Genomic DNA, 18295 nt, shown 5'->3' with positions numbered 1-18295 from the left:
CCGGTAGATGCCGACCTTGGTCGGCGCTGGGTTTGGGGCCAACCAAGGTTGGCGGTACCGGGGCCCCGGTCCGCGGCGCAGGCAGGACCTTCGTCCCATGCCACGGACGGTGAGCGGTGCCATGATCGGGGTCTGCCTTCCCGGGAACCTGTGCTCGTGAAAACCCGTCTTGCCGTTGCCCTGCTGATCGCCCTGTCCGCCCCTGCCGTGGCCCTGGCCGCGCCGCCCGCCACCGCCGCACCGGCCAGCGTGGCCACCGAATCGCCCGCCGATGCCGCCTTCCGCGCGCTGTACGAGAAGGAATGGAAGTGGCGCCAGGATGGCGGCGGCGAGGCCAGCGAGGACGAAGACGCTCCGGCCAACGCCACCCGCATGCCCGACGTCGGCCCGGCCGCGCAGCAGGCGCGCCTGAAGGTGTGGGACGAGACCCTCGCCGCGCTGAAGAAGATCGATCCGAAGACCCTGTCGCCCGACAACCAGGTCAACTACGCGATCTACCACGACCAGGTGTTCAACCTGGCCGAAGAGACGCGCCTGCGTGGCTACGAGATGCCGTTCAACGCCGACTCCTCGTTCTGGTCCAACCTGTCCTTCATGGCCCGGCGCGAGATGAAGACCGTGCAGGACTACCAGAACTACATCGCACGGCTGAACGATGTGCCGCGCTACTTCGGCCAGCAGACCGACAACATGCGCGCTGGCCTGAAGCGTGGCTTCAGCGTGCCGCGTGCCGTGCTCGATGGCCGCGAGGTCTCCATCGCCACCGTCGCCGAACTGAAGGACCCGACCGAGTCGCCGCTGTACGCACCGTTCAAGAAGCTGCCCAACACCGTTCCGGCGGCCGAACAGGCCAAACTGCAGGCGCAGGCGCGTGAAGCGATCAGTGGCAAGGTGGTGCCCGCGTTCCAGCAGCTGCGCACCTTCTTCGTCAACGAATACGTGCCTCAGGCGCGTACCACCCTGGCCGCCGAAGCGATGCCCGACGGCAAGGCGTACTACAAGCAGCAGATCCACGAATACACCACGCTGGACCTGTCGCCGGACGAGATCCACCGCATCGGCCTGGATGAAGTCGCACGCATCCAGAAGGAAATGAACGACATCATCAAGCAGGTGAAGTTCAAGGGCAGCTTCGCCGAATTCCTGACCTTCCTGCGTACCGACCCGCAGTTCTACGCCAAGACGCCGGAAGAGCTGCTGTCGCGTGCCGCGTGGATCTCCAAGCGCGCCGATGGCCAGCTTGGCAAGTACATGACGCTGCCGCGCGCCCGCTTCACCATCGTGCCGGTGCCGCCGGACATTGCGCCGTTCTGGACCGCCGGCCGCGGTGGCATGGGCACCTACTGGCTCAACACCTACAACCTGCCGTCGCGCCCGCTGTACAACCTGCCGGCACTGACCCTGCATGAGTCCGATCCGGGCCACGCGTTGCAGGGCGCCATCGCCGCCGAGCAGAAGAACCTGCCCGAGTTCCGCCGCAACGCCTACATCTCCGCCTATGGCGAAGGCTGGGCGCTGTACTGCGAGAAGCTGGGCGTGGAGATGGGCATCTACGAAACCCCGTACGAGGATTTCGGCCGCCTGACCTACGAGATGTGGCGTGCTGCGCGCCTGGTGATCGACACCGGCGTGCACAGCAAGGGCTGGACCCGCGAGCAGGCGTTGGCCTACCTGCGTGACCACACCGCGCTGAGCGAGCATGAAGTGACCACCGAAGTGGACCGCTACATTTCCTGGCCGGGCCAGGCGCTGAGCTACAAGCTGGGCGAGATCGCCATCGTGCGCCTGCGTGCGCAGGCCGAGAAGGAGCTGGGCGACAAGTTCGACATCAAGGGTTTCCACGACACCCTGCTCAAGCAGGGCTCGGTGCCGCTGCCGGTGCTGGAACAGCAGATCCAGGCCTACATCGCCGAACGCAAGAAGGCCTGACCGTCGTGTGATCGGGTCAGAGCCCCGCCCGAAGGGCGGGGCTCCGACCCCCTCTCACCTCACCCCACCGCCCGCGGCTTGGCCACGCGCGCGGCAAACGTCGGCAGCACCAGCAGGGTCAGCACGGTGGCGGTGATCAGGCCACCGATCACCACCGTCGCCAGCGGCTTCTGCACCTCCGCGCCGGAACCGCTGGCAATCGCCATCGGAATGAAGCCGACGATCGCCACCAGCGCCGTGGTCAGCACCGCGCGGATGCGGCTGGAGGCACCGTTGATCGCCGCCTGCAGCGGCAGGTCGCCGGCATCCAGGCGTTCGCGGATCGCCTGCATCAACACCAGGCCGTTCAACGTGGCCACGCCGGAGACGGCGATGAAGCCGACCGCCGCCGATACCGAGAACGGCATGCCACGCAGCAGCAGCGCGAGGATGCCGCCGACCAGCGCCAACGGCACGCAGCTGAACACCAGAATGGCTTCCTTGCCGCTGCGCAGCGCCATGAACAGCAGGCTACCGATCAGCAGGAACACCACCGGTACCACCGTCGCCAGCCGCTTCTCCGCGCGCTGCAGGTTCTCGAACTGACCGCCCCAGGTCAGGTAGGCACCCGGCGGCAGTGCCACGTCGGCCACCGCTGACTGCGCCTCGCCGACGAAGCCGCCCAGATCGCGACCGCGCACGTTGGCCTGCACCACCACGCGGCGGCTGCCGTTGTTGCGGCTGATCTGGTTCGGTCCTTCGCTGACCGTGATGCGCGCGACCGACGACAGCGGAATCACCAGCCCTGACGGCGTGGCGATCGGCAGCGAGGCCAGCTGGTCCGGATCGTTGCGCGAGGCATCGTCCAGGCGCACCACTACGTTGAAGCGGCGATCACCTTCGAAGATCTTGCCGGCCGCAGTGCCGCCAATGCCGGTGGACAGTGCATCACTCACGTCCGCAGCGGTCAGGCCGTACTGAGCCGCCGCCACGTGGTCGATCGCCACGTTGAGCGTAGGCAGGCCGGAGATCTGTTCCACCCGCACGTCGGCCGCGCCGTTCACCGCACGCAGCTTCAGCGCCACCTGGTCGGCCACCTTCTGCAGCTGGCTGAAGTCATCGCCGAAGATCATCACCGCCAGGTCGGTACGCACGCCGGAGATCAGCTCGTTGAAGCGCAGTTCGATCGGCTGGCTGAACTCGAAGCTGTTGCCCAGCTGCTGCCCGGCCAGTTTCTCGAAGCGTGCCACCAGTGCTTCCTTGTCCAGCTTCGGATCGGGCCAGTCCTTGCGCGGCTTCAGCACGATCACGCTGTCGGAGATATTGGTCGGCATCGGATCGATCGCCGCCTCGGCGGTACCGGTACGCGAGAACACCGTCTCCACTTCCGGCTGCTTGGCAATCACCTTCTCCAACGCCAGTTGCATGGCCAGTGACTGCTCCAGCGACGTCGATGGCACGCGCAGGGCCTGCATCGCCACGTTGCCTTCGTCCAGCGTCGGCATGAACTCACGGCCCAGCAGCGAGAACGAGCCGATGCCCACCACCACCATCATCACCGCACCGGCCACCACCGTGCGCGGATGCGCCACGGCCTTGCGGATCACCGGCTCGATGCGCGCACGCAGTACACGGATCAGCCTGGTTTCGTGCTCGCCATCATCGCTGTGTGCCTCGCCGTCCTTCAGCTTCGGCTCGCGCACCAGCAGTGCGGCCATCGCCGGCACGAAGGTGAAAGAGAAGAGGAAGGCACCGACCAGGGCCAGCATGAAGGTCGCCGCCATCGGGTGGAACGTCTTGCCCTCCACGCCTTCCAGGGTGAGGATCGGCGCGAACACCAGCAGGATGATCAGCTGGCCGAACGCCGCCGGGCGCGCCATCTTCAGCGCCGAATCGGCGGCCACGCGCAGGCGTTCCATCGCGGTCAGCGCACGGCCCAGTTCGGCGCGGCGCTGGCCCAGCATCAGCAGGGTCGACTCGACCACGATCACCGCACCGTCCACCAGGATGCCGAAGTCCAGCGCACCCAGGCTCATCAGGTTGCCGCTGATGCCGAAGCGGTTCATGCCGATCACTGCGAACAGGAACGACAGCGGGATCACCAGCGCGGTGATCGTCGCCGCACGCAGGTTGCCCAGCAGCAGGAACAGCACCACCACCACCAGCAGTGCGCCCTCGGTGAGGTTCCTGGCCACGGTCTTGATGGTGGAATTGACCAGCACGCTGCGGTCCAGCACCGGTGCCGCCACGATGTCGGCCGGCAGCGATTTGTTCACCTGTTCCAGGCGCGCCGCAGCTGCCTGCGCCACGGTGCGGCTGTTGCCACCGGCGATCATCAGCGCGGTACCCAGCACGGCTTCATGGCCATTGCGGCTGGCCGCACCCAGGCGCGGCGCGCGGCTCAGGTCGACGTCGGCCACATCGGCCACGCGCACCACCACGCCATTGCGGGTGGCCACCGGCGCCTGCGCCAGGTCGTCGGTGGTCAGCGCCAGGCCGTCGGCACGTACCACCAGGCCCTCGCCGGCACGCTGCACGAAACCGGCACCGGCCTGCACGTTGGAACGCTGCAGGGCAGTGACCAGGTCGGCCAGGCCGAGGCCGTGCGCGGCCAGCTTGGCGCTGTCCGGATGCACGCCGTACTCCTTGACGTAGCCGCCAACCGTATCGACGCCGGCCAGCCCCGGACTGGAACGCATCTGCGGCGCGATGATCCAGTCCTGCACGGTGCGCAGGTAGGTCGCGCGTTCCTCCGGCGTGCGCAGCAGGTTGCCTTCCGGTGTGCGGTAGACCTCACCGGCCTGCCAGCCGGCTTCACCGGGCTTGGCCAGCTTGGCTGGGTCGAACGTGGTGAAGTCCACCGTCCACATCAGCACTTCACCGAGGCCGGTGGTGACCGGCGACAGCATCGGTGATGCACCATCGGGCAGGTCTTCCGACGCTTCGCGCATGCGCTCGGCTACCTGCTGGCGGGCGAAGTAGATGTCCGTGGCATCGGTGAAGATCGCGGTGACCTGCGAGAAGCCATTGCGCGACAGCGAACGCGTCGTGGTCAGGCCGGGAATGCCGGCCAGCGCGGTTTCCAGCGGGTAGGTCACCTGCCGCTCGATCTGCTCCGGGGTCAGCGCCGGCGCCACCGTGTTGATCTGTACCTGGCGGTTGGTGATGTCCGGCACCGCGTCGATCGGCAGCTTGCCGAGCTGGAACAGGCCCACGGCGGCGATCAGCGCGGCCATGAACACCACCAGCCAGCGGTGGCGCACCGCTGTTTCAATGATCAGCTTGAACATGGTCGCCTCCTCAGTGGCCGTGCTCGGCTTCGCCCTTGGCCAGTTCGGCCTTGAGCAGGAAGGCGTTGGCACCGACGATGCGCTCGTTGCCGGTCAGGCCCCCGAGGATCTCGATACGGTCGCCGGCGCGACGCCCGGCCAGTACCGGCTGCGCCTTGAAGCCGCCTTCGACGGCGACGAACACCACACTGCTGCCATCGACGTTCTGCACCGCATCGGCGGGCACGCTGAGCGAGCCGTCCTGACCTTCGGTGACCACCACGGCCGACACCGGCGAACCGGCCGGCGGCAGCGAAGCATCCACCGGCGTGGCGCGGATCACCGCGACGCCGCCCTGCTGGCGGACATCGGCGGCCGAGCCGGTGACGGTGGCGGTGAAGCTGCCCCCCGGCACACTCACTTCCAGCTTCATGCCCGGCGTGACCTGCGCGGCCAGCGCCGGCGGTGCGGTGAACACCAGCTCGTTCATCGACGGGTCGGCGACATCGGCGACTGCGCTGCCGGCAGCGACCACACCACCCGGGGTGACCTGCACGTTGCCGACGATGCCGGCCACCGGGCTGGTGATGCGCACGCGGCCACTGGCATCGGGCGCACCGTTGGCGGCGGCCTGCGCTTGCGCGGCGGCGGCCTGGGCCTGTGCCGCGAGCGAGCGTGCGCGCGAGGCTTCCATTTCCTGGCGGGCGACCACGCCCTGGTCGACCAGCGCCTTGTCGCGGCCATAGGCCAGGCGCGCAGCCTCGGCTTCGGCCGAGGCGGCCAGCGCATTGGCACGGAACACCGCCGCTTCGCCACTGACCACGATGGCCAGGGCCTGGTTCTGCTTCACTGCGGTGCCCGGTGCGACCAGCACGCGTTCGACGCGGCCGGTCACGGTCGACGCCACCGAGGCACGTGCGCCCACCGACGGCTCGACGCGGCCGGACAGGCGCGTCGAGCCACCGCCACCGCGGCCGATGGCGACCACCTCGATACCGGACGCCTTGATCTGCTCCGGGGTCAGCGGCACCACGCCTTCATCGGCGTCAGCCGGCGCCTTGGCGGCTTCCGCCTTGGCTTCCTTGCTGTCGGTCGCGTGGCCATGGCCATCGTCGGTGCCCGCCTTGGCCGCGGCGGGGTCTTCATTTGCAGGTGTCTGCGCATTGCCTGCGCAGCCGGCCAGCAGCACGGTCAGCAGCACGCCGCCGATCAGCGGGAAGGTACGGGAGAGAGTCATGGGGCCTCCACAAAAGGTGCGCGCCCTTCAAGGCGGGCAAGATCGATTTCCGCGCCGACGCGCGACAGGCGCGCATCCACGGCGGCGCCGCGGGCGGCGATGAGGGCGCTGCGCGTGCTGCGCAGTTCCAGCTGCGAGATGCGTCCGGCGTCGAAGCCGATGCGTGCAAGGCGGTAGGCCTCTTCGGCGGCGACCACGCTTTCATCGGCGGCACGGGTGCGGCTGCCGGCCGCCTTCAGCCCGGCCACGGCGGACAGGCGTGCGGCCTCGCTGTCGCGGCGCTGCTGGTCCAGGCGTGCCTCGGCCGCGCGCTGGTCGGCATTGGCGGCGCGGATGCCACCGCGGTTACGGTCGAACAGCGGGATGCTGAGGCTGAGCCCGAGGTTGTAGGCACGCTCGCCGCCTTCGCGGAAGCGGGTCTGTGCGGCGGTGACGCTGAGGTCGGGCAGGGCGCGCTTGCGCTCCACGTCGACCAGCTTGCCCGCCGCATCGGCTTCGGCTTCGGCAATGCGCACTGCCAGTGCGGTATCGGTGGCACCGCGCGGCAGCGGCGGTGCGCGGTCGAGCAGGCTGTTGTCGATCGACTGCACCGGCGCATCCAGCAGCGCGGTGCCGGCCAGGCGGGCCAGCGCGGCATCGCGGAACGCCTGTGCTTCATCCAGCGACGCCATGGCATTGGCTACTTCGCTCTGCGCTTGCACCGCGCGCAGCTGTGGTTCGCGGCCCTGCTTGACCATGGCGTTGACGGCGTTGGCGTCATCGCGGGTCAGTGACAGTGCTTCCTCGGCCAGGGTGTAGCGGCGCAGTGCACTTTCCGCCTGTGCATAGACCACCGCCAGCTGGCTGGCCACGTCGCTGCGACTCTGCGCGCCACGCAGGTTGGCCGCCTGGGCCTCGGCACGGGCGGCACGAACGCGCGCGCCACGCTGGCCCCAGACCTCCAGCGGCTGGGACAGGGTGAGTACGGTGTCGGCCTTGCCCATGCCGCGGTAGGTGCCGGAGCCCCAGGCGTTTTCGGCCGACCAGGAAAGGGAGGGATTGGGTAGCGCACGGGCCTGGTCGGCGCGCGCATCGGCGGCCTCGGCCAGTGCCGTGCCCACACGAGTGCCGGGCAGCTGGTCCAGGCGTTCAAGCAGGGTGTCGTAGGAGGGGGCGGCTTGCGCCATCACCGATGCCGCCGGGGCCAGGCCCAGCAACACGGCGACGACCAGCCCGGCCGCACGCGGCGACCGAGGTGTCAGGATCGACATAGGGGGATTCCGGTTGTGAGTGAAACGGGAGCCCGCAATCGCGGGACGCGCTCAACTCACGCCCGGGGTGGACGCGTCAATTCATCCTGGGCGACCGCATAGGTCGCCGCATCGCCCGCACTCATCCAGCGCGCCGGCAGTGGCGCCCCGAAGGCGGCGATCGTGTGCGCCGGCAGGCTCAGGTTGGAGTGGTGGCAGTGGTTGTGGCCACAGGCACCGACATGCTTGCCGTCGGTATCGCCATCGGCATCCGGTGCGGATTCCACATGCACCGTGCTGGCATGCGGTTCCACCGTGCACGCCAGGGCATCGGCCACCGGCACGACCACGAATGCCGCCATCAGCAGCATCAGCAGGGTCGAACGGAGGTGGCGGGTGATCCAGCGCATGAAGGGGAGGCTAGCAAGCGGTTTTCGCCGGATACAATATCAATGGCCGCTTCGGGAATTCGTCGGAATCTCCCGTTCAGGTGGGCGGCCTGGGGACTTCTGCCCTGGCGGGTGCCGACCTTGGCCGGCACGCTTTTCGGCCCGTGGGGTCGGACACCGGGCTGCGCGTCTGTAGAGCCGAGCCTACGCTCGGCTGCTTTCGCACGACCAGCCGAGCATGGGCTCGGTCACGGCAGCTTCGCGATCACCTTGATCTCGAACTGGAACCCATACAGCCAGGTCACGCCGATACCGGTCAGGGTCGGGTGCGGCGCCTCGCCCCAGTACTCGGGCACGATCGCCCAGGCCTTCTCGAAGTTCTTCTCCGGATCGACCAGGAACACGGTCACGTCGATCACGTCATCGAAGGTGCAGCCGGCGGCAGCCAACACCGCATTGAGATTCTCGAAGGCGCGGCGCACCTGGGTTTCGAAGTCCGGCTCGGGCGAACCGTCCTCGCGGCTGCCGACCTGGCCGGAAACGAACAGGAAGCCATCGGACCGGATCGCCGGCGAGTAGCGGTTGCGCTCGTACAGGGCCTGGCGCCCGGCGGGGAAAACGACATCACGCTGTGACATGGGGAAGATCCCGTGGGAGAGAACGCCATCCTCCTCGCGAGCGCTGTCTGGATAAACCGCGACGATCGGCTTAGATTGATTGCCAATCCCAAACAATAACCGCCGGAAATGGACCGTTTCGAGGCGATGCGGGCCTTTGCCCGGGTAGTGGAAACCGGCAGCTTCACCCGCGCCGCGCACACCCTGCAGATCAGCCGCACCACGGTTACCCAGCTGGTGCAGCAGCTGGAGGCGCACCTAAGGCTGCGCCTGCTCAACCGCACCACCCGGCGGGTCAGCGTCACCGCCGACGGCGCGGCCTATTACCCGCGCATCGCCCGCCTGCTGGCCGAACTGGACGAGGTCGAAGGCGGGCTGGGCGACGCGGCCGCCCAGCCGCGTGGCCGCCTGCGCGTGGATGTGCCAGGGCCCTACGCGCGGCTGCGGCTGGTACCGGTGCTGCCGGATTTCCAGGCGCGCTACCCGGAGATCCAGCTCGACGTCGGCGTGAGTGATCGCGAGGTCGATGTCATCGCCGACAACGTCGATTGCGTGATCCGTGGTGGCACGCCGGCCGACCCGGCGCTGGTGGCGCGGCCGCTGACTGCACTGCCGATCGGCTTCCACGCCAGTCCAGGCTATGTGCAGCGCTTCGGCCTGCCGACCGACCCGCGCGCGCTGGAAGGGCCTGATCATCACATGGTCGGCTTCCTCAGCCCGCGTAGTGGCCGGGCGAGAGTGTTCAGCGCGCAGCGCGGCGAGGAGCGCGTAGAAGTGCAGGGCCGCTATACGGTTGGCTTCGATGACGGCAATGCCTATCTGGCCGCTGCGTTGGCGGGGCTTGGCGTGGTCGCGCTGCCCAGCTACATGGCCGCGCCGCACGTGGCGCGTGGCGAACTGCTGCCGCTGCTGCAGGACTGGCAGCTGCCACCGATGCCGATGCACGTGATGTTCCCGCCGAACCGGCACATGAGCCAGCGGCTGCGGGTGTTCATCGATTGGGTGGTGGAAGCGTTGGGGTGACACACACCGGGCGTGCGAAAATCACCACAGCACGCAACAGGAAACAGCCTCACGCATGAGTCGCATCGTCGCACTGGATACCGAAACCACCGGCATCTCCCACCGCCTGGGGCACCGGGTGATCGAAATCGGTGCCGTCGAACTGATCGATGGCCAGCTCACCGGTCGCCAGTTCCACACCTACCTGCAGCCGCAGCGCAGGGTCGATTGGGGCGCACAGCGCGTGCATGGCATCAGCGATGCGATGCTGGTGGACAAGCCACTGTTTTCCAGCAAGGCCGCCGAACTGCTGGATTTCCTGCGCGGCAGCGAGATGGTCGCGCACAACGCCACCTTCGACGTGGGCTTCCTGGACAACGAGCTGCGCCTGGCTGGCATTCCCGGCACGCTGGCCCAGCATTGCCGCATCACCTGCAGCCTGAAGCTGGCGCGTGGGCGCTGGCCCGGTCAGGGCAACAAGCTGGACGACGTGCTGCAGCGCCTGCGCATTCCAGGGACGCGTGGCCTGCATGGCGCACTGAAGGACGCCCATCTGCTGGCCCAGGTGATTCCGCACCTGCGTTAAGCCGGCCCGGCTCTACAGGGGGCCGTCGTGTTCAGCCCCGGCCTGTGGGTAACTTGCGCAAGTGCTTGAACCCGTGCATAATGCGCGGCTCGCTGTGTCCGGTTTTCTACCGGGCGGCGCCCCCGGGAGCACGTCCCCGGCCGCCCAACGCCAGCGTAACCCTTTGATTCTCTTGACGTGTGGTGGGCAACCATCGAGGCCGCCGTCTCCCGGGCTACGGGCTGACAACTACTACTATCGAGGTGCGCAATGTCCCGCGTATGCCAGGTTTCCGGCAAGCGAGTGCAGACGGGTAACAACGTCTCGCACGCCAACAACAAGACCCGTCGTCGTTTCCTGCCGAATCTGCACGAGCGCCGTTTCTGGGTGGCCAGCGAGAACCGCTGGGTCAAGCTTCGTGTTTCCGCGCATGCACTGCGCACCATCGACAAGAACGGCATTGATTCCGTTCTGGCTGAGCTGCGTGCGCGCGGCGAAAAGGTCTGAGGAGTAAAGCATCATGGCAGGCAAGCGCGATAAGGTCCGTATGATTTCCTCGGCCGGTACCGGCCACTTCTACACGACCGACAAGAACAAGAAGAACACCCCGGGGAAGATGGAATTCCTGAAGTACGATCCGGTCGTGCGCAAGCACGTCCTGTACAAGGAAGGCAAGATCAAGTAATCCGCAAGGATTGCTGATCCCCGCGAAGAAACCCGCCCTTGTGGCGGGTTTTTTCATGCCCGGTATCCACGCCCGGTGTTCCCATGGTGGGTGCCGACCGTTGGTCGGCACGCTGTTCCCATACCCGGCGGCCGCCAACCTTGGCCGGCGCACTGTCCCCGCGCCTGGTAGGTGTCGACCTTGGCCAACACGCTGGTTCAAAGCAGTCGAGCGCGGCTCGACTCTACACACCCTGCTGGGCAGAATGGCCCATCACCTCCCGACGGGCGACGCGATGCTGTTCGAGTGGCTGCTGGGTTCGTATCTGCTGCTGATCGACTGGCTGATCCGGCTGGTCGCGCTGTGCTGGATTCCCACCCGCACCACGCCGGGTGCGGCGCGCAGCTGGCTGCTGCTGGTCGGCTTCGTGCCGCTGCTGGGCCTGCCGCTGTATCTGCTGTTTGGCCACCCGTGGCTGTCACGCGAACGCATCCGCCGCCAGGCCGAGGCCTCGCAGGTCATCCGCGAGGAACAGGCGCTGCAGCACCGCCTGCGCTGGACCCCGCAGCCGGATACCGCAAGCGCCGAGATCGTGCCGCTGGTGCAGCGCCAGGGCGATTTCATGCCGGTGCACGGCAACGCCGTCGATCTGCTGACCGACTACGACGAATCGCTGCACACGCTGATCGCCGACATCGACCAGGCCGAAGACCGGGTGCACCTGCTGTACTACCTGATGTTCGACGACGCGGTGGGCGAGGCTATCGTCGAGGCCCTGCAGCGTGCGGCTGCACGGGGCGTGCAGTGCCGTGTGCTGCTCGACGCGGTGGGTGCCAAGCGTGGCCTGCGCGCCTATCGCAAACGCCTGGAAGCTCGCGATATCGAAGTGCGTGCGATGCTGCCCGGTGGCCTGCGCTGGCGCCGCAGCGGCCGCATGGACCTGCGCAACCACCGCAAGATCGCGGTGATCGACAACGAAGTGGCCTATGTCGGTTCGCAGAATCTGGCCGGCCCGCAGTTCGTGCCTGGCCACCCGAACCGCGAGCTGGTGGCGCGCGTGCGCGGCCCGGCGGTCGCGCATCTGGAAGCGGTGTTCGCCAGCGACTGGTACATGGAAACCGGCCAGCGCCTGGATGTGATCACCGATGTTCCCGAATGCGGCGACGACATCGCCACCCAGCTGCTGCCCAGCGGCCCGGCCTACCCGTACAGCAACGCGCGCGATGCGGTTGCGGCGCTGATTCATCTGGCGCGGCGCCGGCTGGTGATGGTGACCCCGTATTTCGTGCCCGACGAGGCCACGTTGAGCGCGCTGCGTATCGCCGCATTGTCCGGCGTGCAGGTGCAGCTGATCCTGTCGGCCAGCAACAACCAGCGGCTGACCTCGTGGGCGCAGGAGGCCTACTACGACGAGCTGCTGCGCTGTGGCGTGCGCATCGCGCTGTACGAACCGCAGTTCCTGCACGCCAAGCACATGAGCGTGGACGAGGACATCGCCGTACTCGGCTCGATCAACATGGATATCCGTTCGTTCGCGCTGAATGCCGAGATCGGCCTGATCTGCTACGACCACGCGCTGGTGAAGCAGTTGTGCGGGATCGAGGACGGCTACCTGCGTGAATCGCGGCAGCTGGATCTGCAGCAATGGCGCAAGCGTCCTGCCTGGCGGCGCAGCCGCGAGGGCATCGCACGCTTGGCCGATGCGTTGATGTAAGGCAATGCCGGCCGCCCATTCCGGCAATCCGGCCTGTCATCGCCGATGGCCTACAATCGGCACATGACTGATTCACCGCGTAATGGCGAACTGGACCTGGCGATCATCGGCGGTGGTGCAGCCGGGGTGCTGGTGGCGATCCAGGTACTGCGCCAGGCCCACGCGCCGCTGGCGCTGGCCATCTTCGAACCCGCCTCGCAGCTGGCCCAGGGCATCGCCTATGCCACACCATGGCCGGAGCACCTGCTGAACGTACCGGCGGCAAAGATGAGTGCGTTTGCCGACCAGCCCGGTGATTTCCTCGACTACCTGATGGCCGCCAACGCCTACCCGGGCGAGGCGCGCGAGGTGCTGGGCGAGCGCTATGTATGCCGCCACTACTTTGCGGCCTACCTGCAGCAGCGCCTGCAGGAGGCCGCTGCGGCCAGCCCGGCGCAGCTGCAGGTGATCGCGCAGCCGGTGCTGGGCCTGCAGCCGGATGACCATGGCTACCAGCTGACACTCGGCGATGGCAGCACGCTGCATGCTGCGCAGGCGGTGCTGGCCACCGGCAACAGCATGCGCCCGTTGCCCGTGGCCGGTGCCGACGCGCTGCCTGCCGATGATGTGATCGAGGCCTGGGACTACGACGGTGTGCGTACCCTGGCCGGCGAACAGGCCGTGGCCATTGTCGGCTCCGGCCTGAGCATGGCCGACACCGTGCTGGCGCTGGTCGCCGCCGGTCACACCGGGCCGCTGCATGTGATCTCGCGTCATGGCCTGCTGCCGCTGCCACACGCGCACGGCGGGCTGCCCAGCTTCGATCCGGCGATGCTGCTGCCGATGAACCTGCGCCAGCGCCTGCGCGCGCTACGTGGGTTCGCGCGTCAGGCGCAGGCCGACGGCTTGCCATGGCAGAGCGTGATGGACCGTATCCGTCCGCACGGGCAGGCGCTGTGGTGCAGCCTCGATGAGGCCGACCAGCGTCGTTTCCTGCGCCATGTGGTGCGCTACTGGGACGTGCATCGCCACCGCATCGCCGAAGAGGTGGACGCGCAGCTGCAGGCCCTGCAGGACAGCGGCCAACTGCGTATCCACCGGTCGCGCCTGCAGCGCGTCTGGCGCGACGGCGATGCGCTGCAGTTGTCGGGCCGCGATGCCTCCGGCAATGAACAGCAGTGGACGATCAGCGGTGTGATCAACGCCACCGGCGTCGAAACCCGCGCCAGTGCGCTGCGCAATCCGTTGCTGCAGCAGCTGCAGGCCGATGGGCTGGCCCGCCCCGGCCCGCATGGGCTGGGCCTGGACAGCACGGTGCCGGGCGGCCGCCTGCGCGCCGCCGGTGGCCAGCCACAGGCGCGGCTGGGCGTGCTCGGCAGCCTGCGCATCGGCAGCCTGTGGGAAAGCCTGGCGGTGCCTGAACTGCGTCAGCAGGCGCAGGCGCTCGCCACCGAAGTGATCGCAGGAGCCGCGACGGCGATGCCGTAAAATGGGGGCATGGATGTCTCCCACCTGCTTGATGGCCTGAACCCGGCCCAGCGCGAAGCCGTCTCCGCTCCCCCCGGCCACCACCTGGTGCTGGCCGGTGCCGGTTCCGGCAAGACCCGCGTACTCACCCATCGCATCGCCTGGCTGCATGAAGTCAATGGCGTGCCGACCCACGGCATTTTCGCGGTGACTTTCACCAACAAGGCGGCCGGCGAGATGCGCCACCGCATCGACGCCCAGCTGCCCCATGGCAGCCGCGGCATGTGGATCGGCACCTTCCACGGCCTGGCCAACCGCCTGCTGCGCCTGCACTGGCAGGACGCGAAGCTGCCCGAAGGCTTCCAGGTGATGGATTCGGACGACCAGCTGCGGCTGGTCAAGCGCGTGGTGCAGGCGCTGGAACTGGACGACGGCAAGTACCCGGCCAAGCAGATCGCGTGGTGGATCAACGCACAGAAGGACGAGGGCCGTCGCCCGCAGCACATCCAGCCCGAGCCGCACGATGCGTGGCTGGAAACCATGCGCCAGGCCTACATCGAGTACCAGGCGCGCTGCGACCGCGCCGGCCTGGTCGACTTCGCCGAGCTGCTGCTGCGCGCGCACGAACTGCTGCGCGACAACCCGGCGCTGCTGTCGCATTACCGCGCCCGCTTCCGCGAGATCCTGGTGGACGAGTTCCAGGACACCAACGCCATCCAGTACGCCTTCGTGCGCGTGCTGGCCGGCGATTCCGGCCACGTGTTCGTGGTCGGCGACGATGACCAGGCCATCTATGGCTGGCGCGGTGCCAAGGTCGAGAACGTGCAGGGCTTCCTGCGCGACTTCCCGGGTGCGCAGACCATCCGCCTGGAGCAGAACTACCGCTCCACCGCCAACATCCTCGGTGCCGCCAACGCGGTGATCGCGCACAATCCCGACCGCATCGGCAAGCAGCTGTGGACCGACAGCGGTGACGGCGAGCCGATCGATCTGTACGCGGCGTACAACGAGATGGACGAGGCGCGCTACATCGTTGAGCGTGCCCGCCAATGGGTGCGCGACGGTGGCAGTTACACCGAAGTGGCCGTGCTCTACCGCAGCAACGCGCAGTCGCGCGCGCTGGAAGAAGCGCTGCTGAGCGAACAGGTGCCGTACCGGGTGTATGGCGGCATGCGCTTCTTCGAGCGTGCCGAAATCAAGGATGCGCTGGCTTACCTGCGCCTGCTGTCCAACCGCAACGATGACGCCGCCTTCGAGCGCGCGGTCAACACGCCCACCCGGGGCATCGGCGACCGCACGCTCGACGAAGTGCGCCGCGAGGCGCGCTCACAGGGCATCTCGTTGTGGGAAGCGACCATGCTGGTCACCCAGGGCAACGCGCTGGCCGCACGCGCGCGCAATGCGCTGGCCGGCTTCCTGGGGCTGGTCAACGAGCTGCAGGCCCAGACCGTGCACATGACCCTGGCCGAGCGCGTGGACCACGTGCTGGCCCGCTCGCAGCTGCGCGAGCACTGGAGCAAGGAAAGCCGCAATTCGCTGGATTCGGAATCGCGTACCGACAACCTCGACGAACTGGTCTCGGTGGCGTCGCGCTTCGTGCGCCGCGCCGACGACGTCGAGGAAGTGGGCGAGGACATGGACGAGCTGGTCGCGTTCCTGGCCTATGCCGCGCTGGAGGCCGGTGAAGGCCAGGCGCAGGCCGGCGAGGACGGTGTGCAGTTGATGACCCTGCATTCGGCCAAGGGCCTGGAGTTCCCGCTGGTGTTCCTGGCCGGCCTGGAAGAAGGCCTGTTCCCCAGCGCACGTTCCCTGGAGGAAAGCGGGCGGCTGGAAGAAGAGCGCCGCCTGGCCTACGTCGGCATCACCCGCGCGCGCCAGAAGCTGGTGCTGAGCTATGCCGAATCGCGTCGCATCCACGGCCAGGACAACTACAGCCTGCCCTCGCGCTTCCTGCGCGAGATTCCGCGCGAGCTGCTGCACGAAGTGCGCCCGAAGGTGCAGGTCTCGCGGCCGGCCTCGATGGGCGCCAGCCGGGTGATGGGCCATGCCTCGATCGAGGCACCGCCGGTCAAGCTCGGCGCGCTGGTTACCCATCCCAAGTTTGGCGAAGGCATGGTGACCGACTACGAAGGCAGCGGCGCCCACGCCCGCGTGCAGGTCGAGTTTGCCGACGCCGGCAGCAAGTGGCTGGTGATGGCCTACGCGAATCTGACGGTGATCTGATCACCGTCGAGGGGCGGGAACTCCTGTAGAGCCGAGCCATGCTCGGCTGCTTTTGGCGGAGAAAACCAGCCGAGCATCGCTCGGCTCTACCAAGGTGAGTACGCATGACCCGCAACGTGCTCTTCCTCTGCAGCCAGAATCGCCTGCGCAGCCCGACGGCCGAGCAGGTATTCGCCGATTGGCCGGGCATCGAGACCGCCTCGGCCGGGCTGCTGGCCGACGCCGAGGAAGTGCTCAGCCCCGAGCTGCTGCAGTGGGCCGACCTGGTGTTCGTGATGGAACGCGCCCACCGCAATCGGCTGTCCAGCCGCTACAAGGCGTGGATCAACGGCAAGCGGGTGATCTGCCTGGATATTCCCGATGACTACGAGTACATGGCCCCGGTGCTGGTGGAGTTGCTGAAGCGCAAGGTGACGCCGTTCCTGCGCTGATGGGCTGTTGTAGAGCCGAGCCCATGCTCGGCTGCTCTTTCCCACCAGAAGCAGCTGAGCATGGCTCAGCTCTACAATAGGCTCCACATCTTCCAGGAACGCCCCATGACCGAACCCACGCTGCACGTCACTGTGAAGTTGAACGCCCGGCTGCAGCCGGAGCATCGCCACGAACTGTTCGAGGATCCGCTTGACGCGTTGCTGCAGGCGGCTCAGGTGGGCGAGCTGACGGGCGGCGGCACTGCGATGTCCGATCTGGGTGAGGTCGAATACGGCGACATCGAAGTGGCACTGGTCGGTGCGGATGGCGTGCCGAAGCTGATCGACCTGCTGGAACAGCTGGGCGCGCCGAAGGGTTCGCAGCTGCAGGGGGCTGGCGAGGCTGATCGCAGCTTCGGCGTGACCGAGGGCCTCGGCATCTACCTGGATGGCCTGAACCTGCCAGACGAAGTCTACGAACAGTGCGATTCCAACCACGTGTTCGAACAACTGTCGGAGAACATCGACGGCCTGGGCGAGATCTGCAGCTGGTGGCAGGGCCCGACCGAAACCGCGCTGTACATGTATGGCGAATCGTTCGAGGCGATGCGTGATGCGATTGCCGAATTCGTGGCCAGCTATCCGCTGTGCCAGAACGCACGCGTGGTGCAGATCGCCTGAAGGCGGGCCTGATGTAGAGCCGAGCCCATGCTCGGCTGCTTTTCCCGCCAGTAGCAGCCGAGCATGGGCTCGGCTCTACAGAAGCCGGCTATCGGCCGGCCGACTGCCGGGCGTTGTCGCGCTGGGCAAGATCTTTGCCCAGGTAATAACCGCCGCAGAACAGCACGAAGGCGGCGATGAGGCTGCACAGGATGACCCTGAGCGGGGAGCGTGATGTCGGTTTGCCGTCCTGCATGCGGGTTCTCCCAAGGCGGCGCGGCGCCGCCTACCCAGCTTGCGCCGCAGTGATCGGGTACGCAAGCGGACGGTGCGCACACGCCGCTGCGCGGCGCCGGATTGATCCTGCTCAAGGCGCAGCCTGCACATCCGGTGTGTAATGGTGTCGTTCCCATCTGGCAGATCGCCACGGAGCCCCACCATGTACAAGCGCATCCTGATTGCCACCGACGGGTCCGAGCTGGCCGACAAGGGCCTGGCCAAGGGCCTGGAGCTGGCCAAGGACCTCAATGCCGAGGTCGATATCGTGACTGTGTCCGAGCCGTGGGCCGTCGGCATGTACGACGCCATGGGCTGGAGCGTGGGCTACATGAACAGCCCGGAGTACAAGGCCGACCGCGAGGAAGGCGCGCAGAAGGTGCTGCAGCCGGCGCTGGCCAAGGCCGCCGAGCAGGGCATTACCGCCAATCCGGTGCATGTGCTGGACCGCTACGCGGCCGACGGCATCATCGAGACGGCGGGCGAGCGCAACAGTGATTTGATCGTGATGACCTCGCATGGCCGCCGTGGCGTGACCCGCGTGCTGCTGGGCAGCCAGACCGCTGAGGTGCTGGCACGCAGCACGTTGCCGGTGCTGGTCATCCGCTGATTCAAGCGTTCCCGGGGAGGGGACCCGACGCCGGCCGCAGGATGCGCGCCGGCGTTGTTTTTTGTGGGGCCGGGGG

At 67.6% G+C, this 18295-nt stretch carries 17 protein-coding genes; 11 read left to right on the top strand and 6 right to left on the bottom strand.

Annotation, left to right across the window (positions count from 1 at the left end; all coding sequences use genetic code 11):
- Positions 1-156 precede the first annotated feature (156 nt).
- The gene (locus M1L61_RS22605; RefSeq protein WP_197654876.1) at positions 157-1929 is read left to right on the top strand and encodes a DUF885 family protein; all 1773 of its coding nucleotides are present in this window, start codon (positions 157-159) and stop codon (positions 1927-1929) included.
- A 59-nt stretch (positions 1930-1988) separates the two neighbouring features.
- Here M1L61_RS22605 and M1L61_RS22600 read toward each other — a convergent pair whose 3' ends face one another.
- The 5 genes from M1L61_RS22600 to M1L61_RS22580 all read right to left on the bottom strand — a co-directional run bounded on the left by M1L61_RS22600 (position 1989) and on the right by M1L61_RS22580 (position 8670).
- A complete protein-coding gene (locus M1L61_RS22600; RefSeq protein WP_241885607.1) occupies positions 1989-5198 on the bottom strand; it encodes a CusA/CzcA family heavy metal efflux RND transporter in 3210 nt (1069 codons plus the stop codon).
- Positions 5199-5208: 10 nt separating this feature from the next.
- Positions 5209-6414 carry an efflux RND transporter periplasmic adaptor subunit gene (locus M1L61_RS22595; RefSeq protein ID WP_049454203.1) on the bottom strand — a complete coding sequence of 402 codons (1206 nt, stop codon included), beginning with the start codon at positions 6412-6414 and terminating at the stop codon, positions 5209-5211.
- Entirely contained in the window at positions 6411-7664 is a 1254-nt protein-coding gene (locus M1L61_RS22590; RefSeq protein ID WP_010482369.1) for a TolC family protein, read from the bottom strand. Before M1L61_RS22590 ends, M1L61_RS22595 begins: the two co-directional genes overlap by 4 nt.
- 56 nt (positions 7665-7720) lie before the next feature.
- Entirely contained in the window at positions 7721-8053 is a 333-nt protein-coding gene (locus tag M1L61_RS22585) for a hypothetical protein (RefSeq protein ID WP_019337929.1), read from the bottom strand.
- Positions 8054-8280: 227 nt separating this feature from the next.
- Positions 8281-8670 (bottom strand): RidA family protein, encoded by a 390-nt coding sequence (locus M1L61_RS22580; RefSeq protein WP_053443741.1) that lies wholly within the window; start codon positions 8668-8670, stop codon positions 8281-8283.
- A 108-nt stretch (positions 8671-8778) separates the two neighbouring features.
- Between M1L61_RS22580 and M1L61_RS22575 the strand changes: the two genes are divergently transcribed.
- From M1L61_RS22575 to M1L61_RS22535, 9 genes are all read left to right on the top strand, one after another.
- On the top strand, positions 8779-9672 hold the full coding sequence (locus tag M1L61_RS22575; protein ID WP_171954841.1) for a LysR family transcriptional regulator: 894 nt from the start codon (positions 8779-8781) through the stop codon (positions 9670-9672).
- A 55-nt stretch (positions 9673-9727) separates the two neighbouring features.
- The gene (dnaQ, locus tag M1L61_RS22570) at positions 9728-10237 is read left to right on the top strand and encodes a DNA polymerase III subunit epsilon (protein WP_227199973.1); all 510 of its coding nucleotides are present in this window, start codon (positions 9728-9730) and stop codon (positions 10235-10237) included.
- Between the two features lie 249 nt (positions 10238-10486).
- Positions 10487-10723: a 50S ribosomal protein L28 gene (gene rpmB / locus M1L61_RS22565; protein WP_005411638.1), complete on the top strand. Its 237-nt coding sequence runs from the start codon at positions 10487-10489 to the stop codon at positions 10721-10723.
- A gap of 10 nt (positions 10724-10733) precedes the next feature.
- Positions 10734-10901 carry a 50S ribosomal protein L33 gene (rpmG, locus tag M1L61_RS22560; protein ID WP_169411268.1) on the top strand — a complete coding sequence of 56 codons (168 nt, stop codon included), beginning with the start codon at positions 10734-10736 and terminating at the stop codon, positions 10899-10901.
- Between the two features lie 274 nt (positions 10902-11175).
- Positions 11176-12594: a cardiolipin synthase gene (gene cls, locus M1L61_RS22555; protein ID WP_010482360.1), complete on the top strand. Its 1419-nt coding sequence runs from the start codon at positions 11176-11178 to the stop codon at positions 12592-12594.
- A gap of 45 nt (positions 12595-12639) precedes the next feature.
- Positions 12640-14061: an FAD/NAD(P)-binding protein gene (locus M1L61_RS22550; protein WP_197654430.1), complete on the top strand. Its 1422-nt coding sequence runs from the start codon at positions 12640-12642 to the stop codon at positions 14059-14061.
- A gap of 9 nt (positions 14062-14070) precedes the next feature.
- Complete coding sequence (gene uvrD / locus M1L61_RS22545; protein ID WP_043399604.1) at positions 14071-16263, top strand: DNA helicase II; 2193 nt, start codon at positions 14071-14073, stop codon at positions 16261-16263.
- 104 nt (positions 16264-16367) lie between these two features.
- Positions 16368-16694, top strand: a complete 327-nt coding sequence (locus M1L61_RS22540) for a low molecular weight protein tyrosine phosphatase family protein (RefSeq protein ID WP_248854149.1) — start codon at positions 16368-16370, stop codon at positions 16692-16694.
- 105 nt (positions 16695-16799) lie between these two features.
- On the top strand, positions 16800-17354 hold the full coding sequence (locus M1L61_RS22535; RefSeq protein ID WP_053443736.1) for a hypothetical protein: 555 nt from the start codon (positions 16800-16802) through the stop codon (positions 17352-17354).
- Between the two features lie 88 nt (positions 17355-17442).
- On the opposite strand, the gene M1L61_RS22530 is transcribed toward M1L61_RS22535, so the two are convergent.
- Entirely contained in the window at positions 17443-17589 is a 147-nt protein-coding gene (locus M1L61_RS22530; RefSeq protein WP_019337920.1) for a hypothetical protein, read from the bottom strand.
- A gap of 183 nt (positions 17590-17772) precedes the next feature.
- On the opposite strand from M1L61_RS22530, the gene M1L61_RS22525 reads away from it, so the two are divergent.
- Positions 17773-18219 (top strand): universal stress protein, encoded by a 447-nt coding sequence (locus tag M1L61_RS22525; protein WP_005411629.1) that lies wholly within the window; start codon positions 17773-17775, stop codon positions 18217-18219.
- The last annotated feature ends 76 nt before the right edge of the window (positions 18220-18295 follow it).

Source organism: Stenotrophomonas sp. NY11291, from assembly GCF_023277365.1.
Lineage (GTDB): Bacteria > Pseudomonadota > Gammaproteobacteria > Xanthomonadales > Xanthomonadaceae > Stenotrophomonas > Stenotrophomonas geniculata.
Note: the sequence above shows the minus strand (reverse complement) of the source record. Positions and strands in the feature narration are given on the sequence as shown.

Excerpts from the sequence above, each read along its gene's own strand:
- cls (WP_010482360.1), top strand. The coding sequence starts at position 11,176 with ATGCTGTTCGAGTGGCTGCTGGGTTCGTATCTGCTGCTGATCGACTGG.
- M1L61_RS22590 (WP_010482369.1), bottom strand. The coding sequence starts at position 7,664 with ATGTCGATCCTGACACCTCGGTCGCCGCGTGCGGCCGGGCTGGTCGTC.
- M1L61_RS22525 (WP_005411629.1), top strand. The coding sequence starts at position 17,773 with ATGTACAAGCGCATCCTGATTGCCACCGACGGGTCCGAGCTGGCCGAC.
- M1L61_RS22550 (WP_197654430.1), top strand. The coding sequence starts at position 12,640 with ATGGCCTACAATCGGCACATGACTGATTCACCGCGTAATGGCGAACTG.
- M1L61_RS22575 (WP_171954841.1), top strand. The coding sequence starts at position 8,779 with ATGGACCGTTTCGAGGCGATGCGGGCCTTTGCCCGGGTAGTGGAAACC.
- dnaQ (WP_227199973.1), top strand. The coding sequence starts at position 9,728 with ATGAGTCGCATCGTCGCACTGGATACCGAAACCACCGGCATCTCCCAC.
- rpmB (WP_005411638.1), top strand. The coding sequence starts at position 10,487 with ATGTCCCGCGTATGCCAGGTTTCCGGCAAGCGAGTGCAGACGGGTAAC.
- uvrD (WP_043399604.1), top strand. The coding sequence starts at position 14,071 with ATGGATGTCTCCCACCTGCTTGATGGCCTGAACCCGGCCCAGCGCGAA.
- M1L61_RS22600 (WP_241885607.1), bottom strand. The coding sequence starts at position 5,198 with ATGTTCAAGCTGATCATTGAAACAGCGGTGCGCCACCGCTGGCTGGTG.
- M1L61_RS22585 (WP_019337929.1), bottom strand. The coding sequence starts at position 8,053 with ATGCGCTGGATCACCCGCCACCTCCGTTCGACCCTGCTGATGCTGCTG.
- M1L61_RS22580 (WP_053443741.1), bottom strand. The coding sequence starts at position 8,670 with ATGTCACAGCGTGATGTCGTTTTCCCCGCCGGGCGCCAGGCCCTGTAC.
- M1L61_RS22535 (WP_053443736.1), top strand. The coding sequence starts at position 16,800 with ATGACCGAACCCACGCTGCACGTCACTGTGAAGTTGAACGCCCGGCTG.
- M1L61_RS22595 (WP_049454203.1), bottom strand. The coding sequence starts at position 6,414 with ATGACTCTCTCCCGTACCTTCCCGCTGATCGGCGGCGTGCTGCTGACC.
- M1L61_RS22540 (WP_248854149.1), top strand. The coding sequence starts at position 16,368 with ATGACCCGCAACGTGCTCTTCCTCTGCAGCCAGAATCGCCTGCGCAGC.
- M1L61_RS22530 (WP_019337920.1), bottom strand. The coding sequence starts at position 17,589 with ATGCAGGACGGCAAACCGACATCACGCTCCCCGCTCAGGGTCATCCTG.